Below are 16,196 nucleotides of genomic sequence, written 5' to 3' on the forward strand. Positions count from 1 at the left end.
ATGTCCGTTTCGATCCGTCTGTCGCGCGGTGGCGCGAAGAAGCGTCCTTACTACAAGATCGTCGTCTCCAACTCGCGCGCTCCGCGCGACGGCAAGTATCTTGAGCAGGTCGGCACCTACAACCCGGTCCTCCCCAAGGAAGACGAGAACCGCGTGCGCCTGGTCGAAGACCGCGTGCGTTACTGGCTCGGCGTTGGCGCCCAGCCGACCGACCGCGTTGCTCGCCTGCTCGACAAGGCCGGCATCAAGGAACGCGCCGCCACGGTGAACCCGAACAAGGCTGAGCCGGGCAAGAAGGCCAAGGACCGCGCCGAGGAAAAGGCCGAGAAGCTGCGTGAAGCTGAAGAAGCTGCCGCTGCTGCCAAGGCTGCTGCTGAAGCACCGGCCGAAGCTCCGGCTGAGGAAGCTGCCGCTGAGGAATCGACCGAAGCCTAAGCTTCAGGTTCGAGTCCACAATGGCTGGTCAAGACCGCCCCGTCACGCTTGCTGCCGTTACCGGCGCGCACGGCGTGACGGGCGAGGTTCGCCTCAAGCTGTTCGGTGAAGGCGTGGCGGCGCTCAAGCGTTACCGCGCCTTCAACGATTCCACTCTGACGCTCGCCAAGCTGCGCGACGACGGCAAGGGCGGCGCGATCGCCCGCTTCGAGGAAGTGCCCGATCGCAACGCTGCCGAGAAGCTGCGCGGCACCGCGCTGACCGTTCCGCGCTCGTCGATGCCGGAACTGGCGGAAGGTGAGTATTATCACGCCGACCTGCTGGGGCTGCGCGTGGTATCCGACGCGGGCGAGGAACTCGGCACCTGCATCGCGGTCGAGAATTTCGGCGCCGGCGACGTGATCGAGATCGAGCGTCCGGTGGGCGAGGATGGGAAACGGCGCCGCTTCATGGTGCCGATGACCCCCGCCGCCGTCCCCGAGTGGGATCACGAACGCGTGGTGGTCAACGCCGCCTTCGCGGAAGAATAAAGGAAAGGCCGCCCTCGGGCGGCCTTTCTGCTTTTCGGGCCCTGCAATCAGGCGAGCGCCGCTCTGACGCAGATCTGATTGGCGTGCTGCGGGCAATCCAGCGCGGTTACAAGCGGCGTCACCATGGCCAGGCTCGATCCCGCCAGAATTCCGGCGAGGATCCCGATCCCCGTCAGCCGTGCCCTGCGGGTCAAGGCGGCCTCTTGCGGGGTAGGGCGCTTGTTCTGATCGTCCGGGTCGTTGGGCTGCCGGCCGCGCAAGCTGCTGCCAAGAGCCTTGAACAGCTTGCGTGCGAGACGGTCGAAATCTCCGGAAAACCGGTCATGGCCGGCGTTCCACTGCTGCATGAAGTGTTGATCCTGCATTGTCCGGTTCCTCCATCGGATGACTGGAATCTGCTTGATCGGGCGGCACTTCGCCAACAAAGCCTCTGGCACGGGTCATAAGGCTGGCTTATCGTTGCGCCATGGACCGCCTGCCGCCCCTGACCGCCATCCGCGCCTTCGAGGCTGCGGGCCGCCACGAGAACTTCTCGCGCGCGGCCGAGGAACTGGGAATGACGCAGGCGGCAGTGTCCTACCAGATCCGCCAGCTTGAAGACCGCGTCGGCAAGCCGCTGTTCGTGCGCGAAAAGGGCAGGGTGCACCTGTCCGATGTCGGGCGTCGGCTGCTGCCGGCGCTGACCGGCGCCTTCGCCTCGATGACCGATGCCTTCGCGGCTGTGTGGAGCGAGGACGAGGATGTGCTCTCGCTTAATGCTTCGGTCTCGATCGGTGCGTCGTGGCTGAGCGAGCGGATCGGCCGCTTCCAGCTGCGCCACCCCGATCTGGCGGTACGGATGTCGCTCAGCAACGAGGTCGTCGATCTGGCCACCTCGCCTTACGACGCGGCGATCCGCGTCGGTTACGGCAAGTGGGAGGGGTTGCGCGCCGAATTCCTGTTCCGCCAGCATTTCTCGCCGATCTGCGCGCCGGTGTTCCTCGAAAAGAATCGCGTCGAAAAGCCGGAAGATCTGCTGGCGGTGGAGCGCTTCGCGCCGAACGATCGCTGGTGGGCAGGCTGGTTCGCCGCCAACGGCATCGGCACCCCGCCTCCGCCGCGCGCCGGCATCGTCTTCGACAACCAGCTTCAGGAAGCCACCGCGATGCGCCAGGGCTTCGGTATTGCGCTGATGTCGCCGTTGTTCTGGCGGGCGGATCTGGAAGCGGGCCGCCTCGTGCAGCCTTTCGACACGCTCTACTATCCGGGCCCGGCGCAATGGCTGATCCATTCGGAAAGCCGCGTCGGCGTCCGCAAGATCGAACGCCTGCGCGAATGGCTGCGTGAGGAGATCGCCGCTGACCGTGGTTTCCTGCCCGCCGAAGTGTGGGAACCGCTCTGAAGGACGCAAATCCGGCGCTTTCCCCTTGCCGTAGCCGGCGAATTGGGCTTTGCGCGGGGGCATGACTTTCAATGCCACCGTTCTCACCCTCTACCCGGAGATGTTCCCCGGCACGCTTGGCATCAGCCTTGCGGGCAGGGCGCTGGCGGAGGGGAAGTGGGCCATGAATCCCGTCCACATCCGCGATTTCACCACGGACAAGCACCGCACCGTGGACGATACGCCCGCCGGCGGCGGCGCCGGCATGGTGCTCAAAGTGGACGTTCTGGCCGCCGCGATCGACCATGCCCGCTCGATCAATCCCGACGCGCCGATCATCGCGATGACGCCGCGCGGCAAGCCCATTTCGCAGCAGCGCGTGCGCGAACTGGCGGACGGCCCCGGCGTCACCATCCTCTGCGGCCGCTTCGAAGGTTTCGATGAACGCATCTTCGAAGGCCGTCAGGTGGAAGAGATGTCGGTCGGCGACGCGGTGCTTTCGGGCGGCGAACCCGCGGCAATCCTGCTGTTAGACGCTTGCATTCGGCTGCTTCCCGGCGTAATGGGCGCGGCTTCCAGCGGGACCGAGGAATCGTTCGAGGACGGTCTTCTCGAATACCCGCAATATACCCGACCTACCGAGTGGGAAGGGCGCACGATCCCTGAAGTGCTGCGATCGGGGGATCATGCGAAGATCGCCGCCTGGCGGAAACAACAGGCGGAGGAAGATACACGGTCACGCAGGCCGGACCTTTGGGAACGTCGCAGTGACGTTCGGGGCCAGTCTGCCTCTGGTGCGCGGCGCAAAAACGAGGACTTAGGTTCATGAACCTGATTCAGCAGATCGAGGCCGAGGAAATTGCCAAGGCCGCCAAGGATATCCCGACCTTCCGTCCGGGCGACACCGTCCGCGTCGGCGTGAAGGTTGTCGAAGGCACCCGTACCCGCGTCCAGGCTTACGAGGGCGTGTGCATCGCGCGCTCGAACCGTGGCATGGGTTCGAACTTCACCGTGCGCAAGATGAGCTTCGGTGAAGGCGTTGAGCGCGTATTCCCGCTCTACTCGCCGAACATCGATTCGATCACCGTTGTCCGTCGCGGCGTCGTGCGTCGTGCGAAGCTGTACTACCTGCGTGGTCGTACCGGCAAGCGCGCCCGCATCGCCGAGCGTCGCGTCAACGACACCCAGGCGTAAGTCCGGGAGTGATGCCCGGCTCTTCGCAGCCGGGCAGCTTGAGAGGCGGTTCGATTTTTCGGGCCGCCTTTTTTGTGCCTGTCGGCAATCCGGCTGTCCCTATACGGTAAATGCACCCGTCTGATTTCATGAGGCGAATCATGGAGAGGAAGCGGCGGCACCCGCTTCAAAGGCAGGCGAAAGGCCGTGCAGACGGGGCAGTTCGGAGCATGCGTGCATCGCATTGAATGCATTCAGGCTCCGCAATTGTCGAAAACGTCATCTGAGTGGCGGAAAAACACGATAAACTGCGCATTTTCGCCTTGTTTAGGCTTTGACAGCGTCAGCAAAAACCGCTCAATTCCGTGCCGTTCAGAGGCGAATCCAAATTTTATCCCATCACATCCTGTTTTCACTGAAAGGTTAGGGGGTACCCATAATGAACAAGAACGATCTGATCAGCGCGGTCGCAGACTCGAGCGGCCTCACCCGCAGCGATGCCACCAAGGCCGTCGAAAGCGTTTTCGATGCCATCACCGGCGCGCTGAAGAAGGGCGACGAAGTGCGCCTGGTCGGCTTCGGCACCTTCTCGGTCGCCAAGCGCAAGGCTTCGACCGGTCGCAACCCGCGTACGGGTGAGCCGATGGAAATCAAGGCTTCGGCTCAGCCGAAGTTCAAGGCCGGCAAGGGCCTCAAGGACGCTGTCAACTAAGCAGCATCCGGCAGCCTGTCGACGCCTCGCAGGCTGAAGTAATTACGCCGCGCCAACCTCAAGGTTGGCGCGGCGTTTTGCATTTGGGGAAGGGGGCGCCCGGATGAGCGCCCCGCATGTCGGATCAGGGCTTGAGCTTCACCAGCGCAGTGGGCGCTGCGGGCGTGCGGGCATTGACCTTCCAGGTCAGCGTGCGCCCACCGGGACCGTTTTGCGGACCTTCGTCGGTATTGTTGGCCAGGATTTCGCCATTGGTGATGATGGAGAAGGTGCCATCGGCTTCGCTGGTGCTGTCGGTATCGGCAGCCTCGCTTCCGGCGTCGCTGTTCATTCCTGCCAGCATGGCCCCCATCATGTTGCCTGACGACTGGGACGGCCCGAACGCGGGCGCATCGATACGCACGCTGCCGTCCTGCCGCAGCGAGAGCTGCACGAAGGCATTGGCCATCGGGAAGCCTTCGATGGTGGGGAAGGTGAAGTCGTGGTCCAGCTTGCCGCCGATCGCGAAATCGACGTCGAAGCGGCCGTCACCCTTGTAGACCACGTTGTTCCAGCCGGTTTGGCGGCGCAGCTTGGCGGCCACTTCCTCGCCGGCACGGGGATCGCTGGGATCGATGCCGCCCAGCAGCGCCTTGGCGGCCTGCGCATCGGTCTTCTGCTTGTCCGCGCGGGATTCCTCCCACTTCGACTTCTGTTCGGCGAGTTCGGCCGGCGTGCAGGTGCGCTCGTCGGAGTTGTCGTCGTGGCAGGTCTCGGGCTCGAACGGCGTTTCCTTCGACTTTTGCAGAGGCAGCATCACGATCTCGCCGGTATAGGCGAAATGGAAGCTCCGATCGGTCTTGAGGCTGAGCTGCGAGGTGAATTTGCCGGGCACGAAAATGCAGGCTGCCACCAGCATCGCCATCCCGGCGACGGCGAGGCCTGCAAGCAGGCCTCGCGCAGGGTTGCGCCGTTCGGTCGAAATCATGTCGTTTCCCCTGTCGTCGTCGGATCCCGGATCAGGGGGCCGGGCGTGTGGCTACGGCGTAAAGCGCGATGGCAGCGGCGTTGGAGACGTTGAGGCTCTCCATGGCCTCGTTGATCGGCAGCTTGGCGATCGAATCGCAGTGCTGGACGATATTGTGGCGCATGCCATCACCTTCGGCGCCGAGCACGAGCGCGACCGGACCGGCGGGGAGGGCGTTACCAAGCGTCTCCGTGGCGCTACCCTCGAGCCCGATGCGCCAGTAACCGGCCTCGGCGATCTCTTCGAGCGCGCGGGCGAGGTTCACCACGCGTACCCACGGCAGGATTTCAAGGGCACCCGAGGCGCTCTTGGCCAGCGTGCCCGATTCGGGCGGCGCGTGCCGGTCCTGCGTGACGATGGCGCAGGCATTGAGCGCGGCGGCCGAGCGCATGATGGCGCCGACGTTGTGCGGATCGGTAACCTGGTCGAGCACGACGACCGGCCGCGCCGGATCACCGTCGAGCACATCGTCGATATAGATGTCCTCAAGCGGCTCGCATTCGAGGACGAGGCCCTGATGGGGGGCGTCGCGCGCGACGAGTCGGGCCAGATCGGCAGGCTGTGCCCATTCGACCGGGAAATCGGCCGGCAATTCACCGTCGAGAGATTCGACTCCCTCGCGAGTTGCCCACAGCTTTCTATGTTGGCGATTCGGGTTCTTGAGAGCTGCTTCGACCGCATGACGGCCCCAGAGGCGCACCATGCCGGAACTTGCGCGACCGCTGCCACGCCCGTTCTTCATACGGCCGGCGCGGCCGCGCAGCGCTTTTGCGGGCCGTTCGCCGTCCCGGTCGCTACGATTGCTCATGAAAATGTCCTTTACGAAAAAATCTGTCCCGCTCCTGCCAGCACCCCCATTGACAGGCAAGGCTCGGTTCTACATAGGCGCCCTCCTCGGCAGCGAGGCTCTGGTTTCAGAGCTTCAACACAGCGGGTTCCTCTCCCTAGGGAAAGGTCTTCCGCCGCCAGCGATCTGGTGTGGACAGGTGGCCGAGTGGTTAAAGGCAGCAGACTGTAAATCTGCCCGTGCAAGCGTACGCTGGTTCGAATCCAGCCCTGTCCACCACCAGCTTCCTTCATCAAGGAATTCCCTTCGGGGACCCCCGGACATCTCGATCGCTACTCTCTCAGAGTACATCCGCCCGCGTGCAGGGAACAGACTCTGCCGCGGTACGCTTGGCAGGCGTTATATGCGGCCGGGGATGTACTCGGGCTCCCGCCATTGCGGGAGCGACGCACTCTCACTAGAGGAATGCCATGCCCGGAGATATTCTCGATAATCAGGGACGCGGCGAAGCGTCCTGGAACTGGCCCTCGATTCATCCCGAGGGTCGCAAGTTTGGCGCCATTGCGGCCGTCGTCGCGCTTGTGGCGTGGCTGCTCGTCGGCCCGTGGGTCGGTTGGCCGCTGGCGGTGCTGACGCTGTGCGTGCTGGCTTTCTTCCGCGATCCCGTCCGCGTGACGCCGCAGGACGACCGATTCGTCGTGGCGCCTGCCGATGGCCTCGTGACGCTGATCGGCAAGGTCTCGCCGCCGCGCGAACTGACGGTTGAGGACGGCAGCGGATCGCAGCCGATGTCGACCGAGCCGGTGACGCGCATCTCGATTTTCATGAGCGTGTTCGACGTGCACATCAATCGTGCGCCGATCGGCGGCACCGTGCGCCGGGTGATCTACATCCCTGGCAAGTTCATGAATGCCGACCTCGACAAGGCGAGCGAAGAGAACGAGCGCCAGCACTTGCTGATCGAGCGCGGTGATGGTCAGCGCATCTGCTTCACGCAGATTGCCGGCCTCGTTGCCCGCCGTATCGTTCCTTTCGTGAAGCCGGGTGACATCATCGCTGCCGGCCAGCGCATCGGCCTGATCCGGTTCGGCAGCCGCGTGGATGTCTATCTTCCCGCCGGCACCGAACCCAAGGTTCTGATGGGCCAGCGCATTGTTGCGGGTGAGACCGTGCTTGCCGAAATCGGCGCGGCCCCGGTGATCGAAGGCATTTCGCAGTGACCGAGGAGCCCGGTGAATTCATGGCGGCGCGCCAGCATCCGCGTCGCCGCCTTGCCGCCGGGCTCTCGATGCGGGCCTTCGTGCCCAATGCGATTACTGCCGCCGCGCTCTGCTCGGGCCTGACCGGTATTCGCTTTGCCATCGGCGGCGATTACGAGCGTGCGGTACAGGCGGTGATTCTCGCCGGACTGCTCGACGGGATCGATGGCCGCGCGGCGCGCATGCTCAAGGCGCAGACGCGCTTTGGGGCCGAACTCGACAGTCTTGCCGATTCGATCTCGTTCGGCGTTGCACCGGCGCTGATCGTCTATCTCTGGACGCTGCATCAGCTTCCCAGCCTGGGCTGGATTGCCGCGCTCGCTTTCGCGATCTGCTGCGTTCTGCGCCTCGCGCGTTTCAATTCGCGCATGGACATGCTCGATCAGCCGCACAAGCAGGCGGGTTTCCTGACGGGCGTTCCGGCGCCGCTTGGCGCCGGGCTCGGCTTTCTGCCGCTCTATCTGTGGATCGCCAGCGGCGTGCCCATCTTCGCCAACCCCATTGTGGTGGGCGTGTGGATGGTCCTGATGGCGTTCATGATGATTTCCAACCTGCCGACGCTCAGCTGGTCGCGGATGCGTCCGCCGTCGAGCCTGCGTCTTGGCGTGATCGCGCTGGTCGGTCTGACTGTCGCGGCGCTGCTGACTGAGCCTTGGTGGACGCTGGCAGTCATCACCATCGTTTATCTTGCGCTGATTCCCATCGGGATCAGGACGTACTTCAAGGTCAGGCGGCAAGCTCCCCGCTCGGCCATTCCAGTCCGGGGCGCTGTGTCGTCCACGAGCGAGGACGTACCGCACGATCCCGCCTGAGTGCGGACAATGCCGGAACCGGCACGCGTACCACCATCGCCCAATTGATCGCCAGCGTTTCCGGGCAGGCTGCCAGTCGGGCCCGAAGCGAGAGCGCTTCGTGCCCATAGCGGCGGAGCGTCGCCAGCATCGCATGGAGCGATGCCGCTGCGGCGAGGGCGAAGAGGCAGGCGGCAAATGCAGTCATGTCCAATCCTTTCGAGCCATCTGCGCCGGTGCCGATGAGGCGGGTCCGGCTGTGGATGTCTTGTGGAAAACCGACTCGTGTTCTATCAATGTTCCGTTGATGCATTTGTTCTCTTTTTGTTCATCCCCTGTCAAGGCGAAAATATTCGGGCCCGGAAATGCTTGGAATTCCCTGATTTTTGAGTGGCCTCGTTCGGCGTGGACGCGAATGGAGCGTTCCGGGCTCGCGATTCGGAATCGAGAACGGGCGCCTTGGCGCGAACGATCACGCGGTGGGTGAGGCGGGCTTTTACGAACTCTCGCCGCAGTCTGGCGATGGCGGGCAGGGCTGCGCGCAGAGTGGCTGCGATGGTGGCGCCTGCGAGCAAGGCGCCAAGCATGAAGAGCGAATGTCCGGCGATGGAGACAATCTCTATAGGGGTGAGATCCATGAACCGATTTCCTCGCACGCGCTTCGCTCCGGCGAAGCCGCCTCCCGTGCGGGCAAAATCCTTTTGCAGCAGGGCTGTTCGGGAATCGCGGTTCCCGTAAGCGGATCGTCTGCCGGGATGGATCTGTGGAAAAGCTGTGGGAACACGGTGGTTTCCCGGGGGATATGAAATCTGCGGCGGTCCGGGGCGGCGCTGCGCCGGGCGGGAAGCGCGGCTCCTGCGCGATTGGGGCTGGATTTTGCCGACGAACCGGACTAAGGGCGGCCCCGCCTGAAGCAGGGGACCGAATTCGCGGTTCTCTCGCGACTCGGGCAATCCACATGGAAAGCGCACATACCGGTGCTTCGCGGCCAGAGCCTTATGGTTCCCCGCCTGGTTCCAGCTTTCCAGAGGCTCAAACCGGAAGGAATTATCTTATGGCGGCACCTGTCGTCACCATGCAGCAGCTCATCGAAGCCGGCGCCCACTTCGGCCACCAGACCCACCGCTGGAACCCGCGGATGAAGCCGTACATCTTCGGCGCCCGCAACGGCATCCACATCATCGACCTGTCGCAGACCGTGCCCCTGATGGCCCGCGCTCTCGAATTCGTGCAGGCAACTGTCCAGGCCGGTGGCAAGGTTCTCTTCGTCGGCACCAAGCGCCAGGCTCAGGAGCCGATCGCTCAGGCTGCCCGCGCTTGCGGCCAGCACTACGTCAACCACCGCTGGCTGGGCGGCATGCTCACCAACTGGAAGACCATCTCGGGTTCGATCAAGCGCTTCAAGGCTCTTGAAGAGCAGCTTTCGGGTGACACCGCCGGTCTCACCAAGAAGGAAGTTCTCCAGCTGACGCGTGAGCGCGACAAGCTTGAGCTTTCGCTCGGCGGTATCCGCGACATGGGCGGCATTCCGGACGTGATGTTCGTGATCGACGCCAACAAGGAAGCGCTGGCCATCAAGGAAGCCAACGTCCTTGGCATCCCCGTCATCGCCGTGCTCGACACCAACGTCGACCCGCAGGGCATCTCGTTCCCGATCCCGGGCAACGACGACGCCAGCCGCGCCGTGCGTCTGTACTGCGAGGCCGTTGCCCAGGCAGCGACCAAGGGTGGCCGTGACGCGCTCGTGAACAGCGGTGCCGACATCGGCGCCATGGACGAGCCGGTTGCCGAAGAGGCTATCGAGGCCTGATAGGTCCGGCGACGACTTTTTCGTCATGGAATTGTCGCGCGCCGGGTCCAATGGGCCTGGCGCGCATCCATTTTAAGGGCCGAGAACCGGTCCGACCCAAACAAGAGGATTTGAGCGATGGCTTACACCGCCGCTGACGTGAAGAACCTGCGCGAGCGCACTGGCGCCGGCATGATGGACTGCAAGAAGGCTCTGGACGAGACCGGTGGCGATATCGAAGCCGCTGTGGACGCTCTGCGCGCCAAGGGTCTGGCCGCTGCCGCCAAGAAGTCGAGCCGCACCGCGGCTGAAGGCCTCGTCGGCGTGACCGTGACCGGCACCAAGGGCGTTGCCGTCGAAGTCAACTCGGAAACCGACTTCGTCGCCAAGAACGACCAGTTCCAGGACTTCGTCCGCAAGACCACCGAAGTCGCCCTCGGCGTTGCCGGTGACGACGTGGAAGCGCTCAAGGCTGCTGCCTACCCGGGCGGCGGCACCGTTGGCGACGCGCTGACCAACAACGTCGCGACCATCGGCGAGAACCAGCAGGTTCGCCGCATGAAGACCGTCGAAGTGGCCCAGGGCCTCGTCGTTCCCTACATGCACAACGCTGCCGCGCCGAACCTCGGCAAGATCGGCGTGCTCGTGGCGCTCGAATCGGAAGCTCCGGCTGCCGCTCTCGAAGCCCTTGGCAAGCAGATCGCGATGCACATCGCCGCTGCCTTCCCGCTGGCCCTGACCGCTGACGACCTCGACGCCGACCTGATCGCTCGCGAGCGCAAGATCGCCGAAGAAAAGGCCGCCGAATCGGGCAAGCCCGAAGCCGTGCAGGCCAAGATGGTCGATGGCGCGATTGCCAAGTACGCCAAGGAAAACGCACTGCTCTCGCAGGTCTTCGTCATGGACAACAAGACCCCGATCCAGCAGGTCGTTGACCAGGCCGGCAAGGAAGCCGGTGCCAAGATCGTGCTGAAGGACTATGTCCGCTTCCAGCTCGGCGAAGGCATCGAGAAGGAAGTTTCGGACTTCGCCGCCGAAGTGGCTGCCGCTGTCGCCGGCTGATCCTTCGCGGATACCGAGATAAGAAAAGGGCCGGGGAGCTTTGGCTTCCCGGCCCTTTTTCTTTGCGTGCGTGCCGCGTCAGTAGGCGGCGGTAAAGCGCGCGCGGCTGTGCCGGTGGGCTTCCAGTTCATCGATCATGGCCACGGCGTAGTCGGCGAAGCTGATCTTGCTCTCGCCGGCGTCGTCGGTGATGAGCTGGTCGGTGCCGGGGTGGTAGCTTCCCGTGCGCGGGCCTTCGAAGATCAGGGCTGCGGGTGAGAAGAAGGTCCAGTCCACATCCTTGGTCTGACGCAGCACATCGAGGAAGGCGATGCCGCCCATTGCTGCGCCCTTCCAGGCTTCGGGAAATTCGGGATCGTCGATCACCCGCACGCCCGGCGCTACTTCGAGGCTGGCAGCACCGCCGGTGACCAGCAGGCGCGGTACCCCGGCCTTGCGGACAGCGGCAAGCAAGGTTTCGGCGGTAACATCGAAGTGCAGGGCGCTGATTACGGCGTCGTTGCCCGCGATGACGGCGGCGAGGGCATCGGAATCGGACGCGTCAGCGGCCTTGGCCGTCACGCCGTCAATCGCGGGGATCTTTTCCGGATTGCGGGCGATGGCGAGCATCTGATGTCCGCGCCGCGCGGCTTCCCGGGCGATTTCCGATCCGGCGCGGCCGCTGGCGCCAAGGACTGCAATCTTCATAGCGATTCTCCATGTGGTATCCAATGGTGACCAGGTGTGCTATCGAATGCACCTATGCAAGAAGGCACCTTGATCGCACCGGGTTACCCCGAGGGAACCGCAGCTCCCGAATCTCGTGCGCCGGATGTCTACGCGGCCAACTGTCCGACGCGGCAATTGCTCGATCGCGTGGCGGACAAGTGGAGCGTGCTGATCCTTACCACGCTTGGTCATGGCGAGATGCGTTTCAATGCGCTGAAGCGGCGGATCGACGGAATTTCGCAGAAGATGCTGAGCCAGACCTTGCGCTCGCTGGAGCGCGACGGGTTGGTGCTCCGCCATGTCGTGCCGACCGTGCCGGTGACGGTCGGCTATGCGATCAGTCCACTGGGCCGGGAATTGCTGGATGCCCTGCAAGCGATGATAGACTGGGCTGAATTGCGGATGGCTGTGGTGGCCGAGGCGCAGCAGGCATACGACTTGCGCGAGCGTGCTTTGAGCGGGGCGTGGAATTAGCGGTATTTTTCCCGCGCTGGCCGGACAGAGGCCTTGCTGCGTCGATCCGCGCTCATCCACAGTCTCGCCCCTTGGCAATTTCCGCGCGCGCTCCTAAAGCCGGGGCCATCCAGCCCCCGAGGAGAAGTGCGGCCATGAGTTCCCCCTACAAACGCGTCCTTCTCAAATTGTCGGGCGAAGTTCTGATGGGGAACCAGCAGTACGGGATCGATTCCGATTTCGTCGCCGAACTCGCCAAGGAAGTGAAGGCGGCCAAAGAGACCGGCCTTGAGATCTGCCTCGTCATCGGTGGCGGCAATATCTTCCGCGGCATGGCCGGTGCCGCGCGCGGAATGGACCGTGCGCAGGCCGATTACATGGGCATGCTGGCCACCGTCATGAACGCGCTCGCCATGCAGAACGCGCTTGAGCAGCTTGGCGTGCATACGCGCGTGCAGTCGGCCCTGCAGATGGATCAGGTCTGCGAGCCGGTGATCCGCCGCCGCGCCGAGCGCCATCTTGAGAAGGGCCGCGTGGTAATCTTCGCCGCCGGCGTTGGCGCGCCCTACTTCACCACCGATTCGGGCGCCGCGCTGCGCGCTGCCGAGATGCAGTGCGACGCGCTGCTCAAGGGCACCAGCGTGGACGGCGTCTACGACAGCGATCCGAAGAAGAACCCGGACGCCAAGCGTTACGAAACCGTCGATTACGACACTGTTCTTGCAGACAATCTGCAAGTGATGGACGCATCCGCCGTTGCGCTCTGCCGCGATAACAATATTCCGATTGTCGTGTTCTCGATCCGCGAGAAGGGCAACCTTGCCACTGTTCTCGCCGGTGGCGGAACCAAGACGATCGTCCAGAAAGGAGCCTGACCCATGGCCAAGTACGACAAGGCGGACCTCGAACGCCGCATGAAGGGCGCGATCGACGCGCTCAAGCACGACCTTTCGGGTCTGCGCACCGGCCGCGCCAATACCGCGCTGCTCGAGCCGATCATGGTCACCGTCTATGGCGCCAACACGCCGATCACGCAGGTCGCGACGATCTCCGCTCCCGAGCCGCGCATGCTTTCGGTGCAGGTGTGGGACAAGTCGAACATCGGTCCCGTCGAAAAGGCGATCCGTTCGGCGGGTCTCGGCCTCAACCCGATCAATGACGGCAATACGCTGCGCTTGCCGATTCCGGATCTGACCGAAGAGCGCCGCAAGGAACTCGCCAAGCTCGCCAGCTCTTACGCGGAGAAGGCCCGTGTCGCCGTGCGCAACGTGCGCCGCGACGGCATCGAGAACCTGAAGGCCGACGAGAAGAAGAAGGAAATTTCGGAAGACGAGCGCAAGCGCAGCGAAACCGAAGTCCAGAAGCTGACCGACGACATCATCAAGCAGCTTGATGAGGAATTCGGCCGCAAGGAGAAGGAAATCCTCGGTAAGTGAGGCCTTTGGGCCTCTCCGGGAGAAATGTCTGATGGCGAAGAGTGAGCCCGCGAAAAGTGGCCCCGCTGTGGCGCGCCATGTTGCTATCATCATGGATGGCAACGGGCGCTGGGCGAAGAAGCGCCACCTGCCGCGCGCGCTGGGCCACCAGCGCGGCGTGGAGGCGGTGCGCCGCGTCGTGCGCGGTGCGCGCGAGCTGGGGCTGGAAGCGCTGACGCTCTACGCCTTCTCCACCGAGAACTGGCGCCGGCCGGAGGAAGAGGTCTCTGACCTCATGAGCCTGATGAAGCGCTTCATCCTTTCTGACCTCGACGAGTTCGCAGCGGCCGGGGTTCGGCTGAAAATTATCGGCGATTACAAGGCCTTCAAGCCCGATGTTGTCGAGCTGGTCGAAGGCGCCGTAGCGCGCACGGCGGCCAATACCGGCACCACGCTGGCAGTCGCGCTCAATTACGGTTCGCAGGACGAGATCGCCCGCGCCGCCACCAAGGCGGCCGAAAAGGGTCCGATCACGCCCGAGACCATCGCCGCCGAACTCGATACTGCCGATCTTCCACCGCTCGACCTGCTGATCCGCACGTCGGGCGAAGTGCGCCTCTCGAACTTCCTGCTGTGGCAGGCGGCCTATGCCGAGATGCTCTTTACCGACGTGCTTTGGCCGGACTTCTCGGTCGATCACCTGCGTGAGGCGCTTGAGGAATTCGCGAACAGGGAGCGACGCTATGGCGGACGCTGATCCGGTAAGGAAGAAGTCCGACCTGGGCGCGCGGACGGTTTCCGCCGTGGTCATGCTGGCTGTTGCCGGCGCCGCGCTGTGGCTGGGCGGATCGGTCTGGACGGCCTTCGTCTGCGTAATCGCGCTGGGCGTGCTGTGGGAATGGGTCAAGCTGTCGCGAGCGGCGATGACCGATCCGATGCACCGCGGTCTGATGAACTTCGCGGGCATGTTCTATATCGGCGTGGGGGCAGCCATGCTGCTGTTCCTGCGCAATCCCGCTTTCAGTCTGGCGCCGCTGCTGACCGTGCTGCTTACAGTGATCGGTGTCGATATCGGCGCCTATTTCACCGGACGCGCGCTGGGCGGCCCGAAGATTGCACCTGCGATCAGCCCATCGAAGACATGGTCCGGCCTGCTGGGCGGTGTGCTGGGGGCAACGCTGGTGCTCTTCGGTGCAGCGCGGTTCTGGCAGGAGGGCATGATCTCGATACTGGCGCAGGGCAATGCGGCCGATGGTCTTTCCTGCTTCGGCTCGCAGCCGTGCTGGTATCTGACGGCCAGTCCCGTGGCGCTGTTCGCTTCGTGCCTGATGACGGGGCTTTTCGTCGCCGTCTGTGCGCAGGCGGGTGACTTCTTCGAGAGCTGGCTGAAACGCCGTGCGGGCGTCAAGGATTCGGGCAACTTCATTCCCGGCCACGGCGGTTTCTTCGACCGTGCGGACGGCCTGCTTGCAGTGCTGTTCCTGCTTGCACTCATGATCCTGTTCCAGCCGAGGTAAGGGGTCCCATGACCGTTCAGCGCTCCATCTGCATTCTTGGCGCCACCGGCTCCGTCGGGGCGTCGACGCTGGACCTCGTGCGGCGGAATCCGGCGGACTGGCGCGTCACTGTGCTGACTGCTCATTCCAACGTCGACGAACTGGCGAAACTGGCGCGCGAATTCGCCGTCGACCTTGCAGTCATTGCCGACGAGGCGCGCCTCCCGGCACTGCGCGAGGCGCTTGGCGGGACCGGCATCGCGGCGGCCGGAGGACGACAGGCGCTTGTCGAGGCAGCCGGGCGAGGTGCCGACATGACCGTTGCTGCCATCGTCGGCTGCGCCGGTCTGGCGCCGACCATGGCCGCCATCGAGCAGGGCGGTGCGATCGCTCTGGCGAACAAGGAAGCGCTGGTCTCGGCCGGCGGCGTGATGATGGCGGCGGTCGCTCGGCACGGCGCCACGCTGCTGCCGATTGATTCCGAACACAATGCGATTTTCCAGTGCCTCCAGGGCAACGATATCGCTCACGTCCGATCGATCACGCTGACGGCCAGCGGCGGCCCGTTCCGCGAATGGAGCTGGGAGCAGCTTCAGGCCGCGACGCCCGCGCAGGCGGTGAAGCACCCCAATTGGGACATGGGCGCCAAGATCAGCGTCGATTCGGCAACCATGTTCAACAAGGGCCTCGAACTGATCGAGGCGCACCATTTGTTCCCCATCGGGCTCGACCGGCTGCGGATCGTGGTGCACCCGCAATCGATCGTCCATTCGATGGTTGAGTACCGCGACGGTTCGACGCTGGCGCAGCTCGGGCCTTCCGACATGCGCGTGCCGATTGCCGCCGCCTTGGCGTGGCCCGCGCGCATGGACACGCCTTGCGATCCGCTGGACCTCGCCGCGATAGGCGAGCTAACCTTCCGTAAGCCCGACGAAACACGCTTTCCCGCAACGCGCCTTGCGCGGGCGGCGGCTGAGGCGGGCGGCGCGATTCCCGCCGTGCTCAATGCCGCCAACGAAGTCGCCGTGGCGGCTTTTCTCGCCGGTCAGATCCCGTTCACCCGCATTGCCGAACATGTCGAGGACGTGCTGGGCGCCTACGCGCCACCGGCCCCGACCAGCCTTGACGACGTGCTGGCTGTTGACGCCGAGGCCCGCGCAAGGGCAAGCATGGTGGCGGGACCCGCGTAAACCGGAATTGGTGGCAATGCGGCGTGGGCC

At 64.3% G+C, this 16,196-nt stretch carries 20 protein-coding genes and 1 tRNA gene; 17 read left to right on the forward strand and 4 right to left on the reverse strand.

What is annotated here, in order from left to right:
* The gene (gene rpsP, locus AC1VVM_RS09560; RefSeq protein ID WP_132384924.1) at positions 1-435 is read left to right on the forward strand and encodes a 30S ribosomal protein S16; all 435 of its coding nucleotides are present in this window, start codon (positions 1-3) and stop codon (positions 433-435) included.
* A 20-nt stretch (positions 436-455) separates the two neighbouring features.
* On the forward strand, positions 456-965 hold the full coding sequence (gene rimM / locus AC1VVM_RS09565; protein ID WP_482903708.1) for a ribosome maturation factor RimM: 510 nt from the start codon (positions 456-458) through the stop codon (positions 963-965).
* A gap of 47 nt (positions 966-1,012) precedes the next feature.
* Here rimM and AC1VVM_RS09570 read toward each other — a convergent pair whose 3' ends face one another.
* Positions 1,013-1,330 (reverse strand): hypothetical protein, encoded by a 318-nt coding sequence (locus tag AC1VVM_RS09570; protein WP_482903709.1) that lies wholly within the window; start codon positions 1,328-1,330, stop codon positions 1,013-1,015.
* 101 nt (positions 1,331-1,431) lie between these two features.
* On the opposite strand from AC1VVM_RS09570, the gene AC1VVM_RS09575 reads away from it, so the two are divergent.
* The 4 genes from AC1VVM_RS09575 (at position 1,432) to AC1VVM_RS09590 (ending at position 4,210) form a co-directional block, all read left to right on the forward strand.
* The gene (locus tag AC1VVM_RS09575) at positions 1,432-2,346 is read left to right on the forward strand and encodes a LysR substrate-binding domain-containing protein (protein WP_482903710.1); all 915 of its coding nucleotides are present in this window, start codon (positions 1,432-1,434) and stop codon (positions 2,344-2,346) included.
* Positions 2,347-2,407: 61 nt separating this feature from the next.
* On the forward strand, positions 2,408-3,154 hold the full coding sequence (trmD, locus tag AC1VVM_RS09580; RefSeq protein WP_482903711.1) for a tRNA (guanosine(37)-N1)-methyltransferase TrmD: 747 nt from the start codon (positions 2,408-2,410) through the stop codon (positions 3,152-3,154).
* Entirely contained in the window at positions 3,151-3,519 is a 369-nt protein-coding gene (gene rplS, locus AC1VVM_RS09585) for a 50S ribosomal protein L19 (RefSeq protein ID WP_132384929.1), read from the forward strand. The genes trmD and rplS overlap by 4 nt, the downstream gene beginning before the upstream one ends.
* A gap of 418 nt (positions 3,520-3,937) precedes the next feature.
* Positions 3,938-4,210 carry an HU family DNA-binding protein gene (locus AC1VVM_RS09590; protein WP_067732802.1) on the forward strand — a complete coding sequence of 91 codons (273 nt, stop codon included), beginning with the start codon at positions 3,938-3,940 and terminating at the stop codon, positions 4,208-4,210.
* A 124-nt stretch (positions 4,211-4,334) separates the two neighbouring features.
* Here AC1VVM_RS09590 and AC1VVM_RS09595 read toward each other — a convergent pair whose 3' ends face one another.
* Positions 4,335-5,177: a hypothetical protein gene (locus AC1VVM_RS09595; protein WP_482903712.1), complete on the reverse strand. Its 843-nt coding sequence runs from the start codon at positions 5,175-5,177 to the stop codon at positions 4,335-4,337.
* A gap of 31 nt (positions 5,178-5,208) precedes the next feature.
* Positions 5,209-6,024, reverse strand: coding sequence for a TrmH family RNA methyltransferase (locus AC1VVM_RS09600; protein ID WP_482903713.1), 816 nt, complete (start codon positions 6,022-6,024; stop codon positions 5,209-5,211).
* Between the two features lie 172 nt (positions 6,025-6,196).
* Here AC1VVM_RS09600 and AC1VVM_RS09605 point away from each other — a divergent pair.
* The 5 genes from AC1VVM_RS09605 to tsf all read left to right on the forward strand — a co-directional run bounded on the left by AC1VVM_RS09605 (position 6,197) and on the right by tsf (position 10,904).
* Positions 6,197-6,282 (forward strand) — tRNA-Tyr (locus AC1VVM_RS09605).
* Between the two features lie 191 nt (positions 6,283-6,473).
* Positions 6,474-7,223: a phosphatidylserine decarboxylase gene (locus tag AC1VVM_RS09610; protein ID WP_132384931.1), complete on the forward strand. Its 750-nt coding sequence runs from the start codon at positions 6,474-6,476 to the stop codon at positions 7,221-7,223.
* 20 nt (positions 7,224-7,243) lie between these two features.
* Positions 7,244-8,074 carry a CDP-alcohol phosphatidyltransferase family protein gene (locus AC1VVM_RS09615; protein WP_482905184.1) on the forward strand — a complete coding sequence of 277 codons (831 nt, stop codon included), beginning with the start codon at positions 7,244-7,246 and terminating at the stop codon, positions 8,072-8,074.
* 1,033 nt (positions 8,075-9,107) lie between these two features.
* Positions 9,108-9,863, forward strand: a complete 756-nt coding sequence (rpsB, locus tag AC1VVM_RS09620) for a 30S ribosomal protein S2 (RefSeq protein WP_132384933.1) — start codon at positions 9,108-9,110, stop codon at positions 9,861-9,863.
* 117 nt (positions 9,864-9,980) lie between these two features.
* Positions 9,981-10,904, forward strand: coding sequence for a translation elongation factor Ts (gene tsf / locus AC1VVM_RS09625; RefSeq protein WP_132384934.1), 924 nt, complete (start codon positions 9,981-9,983; stop codon positions 10,902-10,904).
* 78 nt (positions 10,905-10,982) lie between these two features.
* Here tsf and AC1VVM_RS09630 read toward each other — a convergent pair whose 3' ends face one another.
* Complete coding sequence (locus AC1VVM_RS09630) at positions 10,983-11,591, reverse strand: NAD(P)-dependent oxidoreductase (RefSeq protein ID WP_482903715.1); 609 nt, start codon at positions 11,589-11,591, stop codon at positions 10,983-10,985.
* A 54-nt stretch (positions 11,592-11,645) separates the two neighbouring features.
* Here AC1VVM_RS09630 and AC1VVM_RS09635 point away from each other — a divergent pair, with 54 nt between their 5' ends.
* From AC1VVM_RS09635 to AC1VVM_RS09660, 6 genes are all read left to right on the forward strand, one after another.
* Positions 11,646-12,086 carry a winged helix-turn-helix transcriptional regulator gene (locus tag AC1VVM_RS09635; RefSeq protein ID WP_482903716.1) on the forward strand — a complete coding sequence of 147 codons (441 nt, stop codon included), beginning with the start codon at positions 11,646-11,648 and terminating at the stop codon, positions 12,084-12,086.
* Between the two features lie 134 nt (positions 12,087-12,220).
* Entirely contained in the window at positions 12,221-12,940 is a 720-nt protein-coding gene (gene pyrH / locus AC1VVM_RS09640) for a UMP kinase (RefSeq protein WP_132384937.1), read from the forward strand.
* Between the two features lie 3 nt (positions 12,941-12,943).
* Entirely contained in the window at positions 12,944-13,501 is a 558-nt protein-coding gene (gene frr, locus AC1VVM_RS09645; RefSeq protein ID WP_132384938.1) for a ribosome recycling factor, read from the forward strand.
* Between the two features lie 31 nt (positions 13,502-13,532).
* Positions 13,533-14,237, forward strand: a complete 705-nt coding sequence (gene uppS / locus AC1VVM_RS09650) for a polyprenyl diphosphate synthase (protein WP_132384939.1) — start codon at positions 13,533-13,535, stop codon at positions 14,235-14,237.
* Positions 14,224-14,997, forward strand: coding sequence for a phosphatidate cytidylyltransferase (locus AC1VVM_RS09655; protein WP_482903717.1), 774 nt, complete (start codon positions 14,224-14,226; stop codon positions 14,995-14,997). The genes uppS and AC1VVM_RS09655 overlap by 14 nt, the downstream gene beginning before the upstream one ends.
* Before the next feature lie 8 nt (positions 14,998-15,005).
* Positions 15,006-16,166, forward strand: a complete 1,161-nt coding sequence (locus AC1VVM_RS09660) for a 1-deoxy-D-xylulose-5-phosphate reductoisomerase (RefSeq protein WP_482903718.1) — start codon at positions 15,006-15,008, stop codon at positions 16,164-16,166.
* Positions 16,167-16,196 lie beyond the last annotated feature (30 nt).

Source organism: Novosphingobium sp. BL-S-33, from assembly GCF_056857025.1.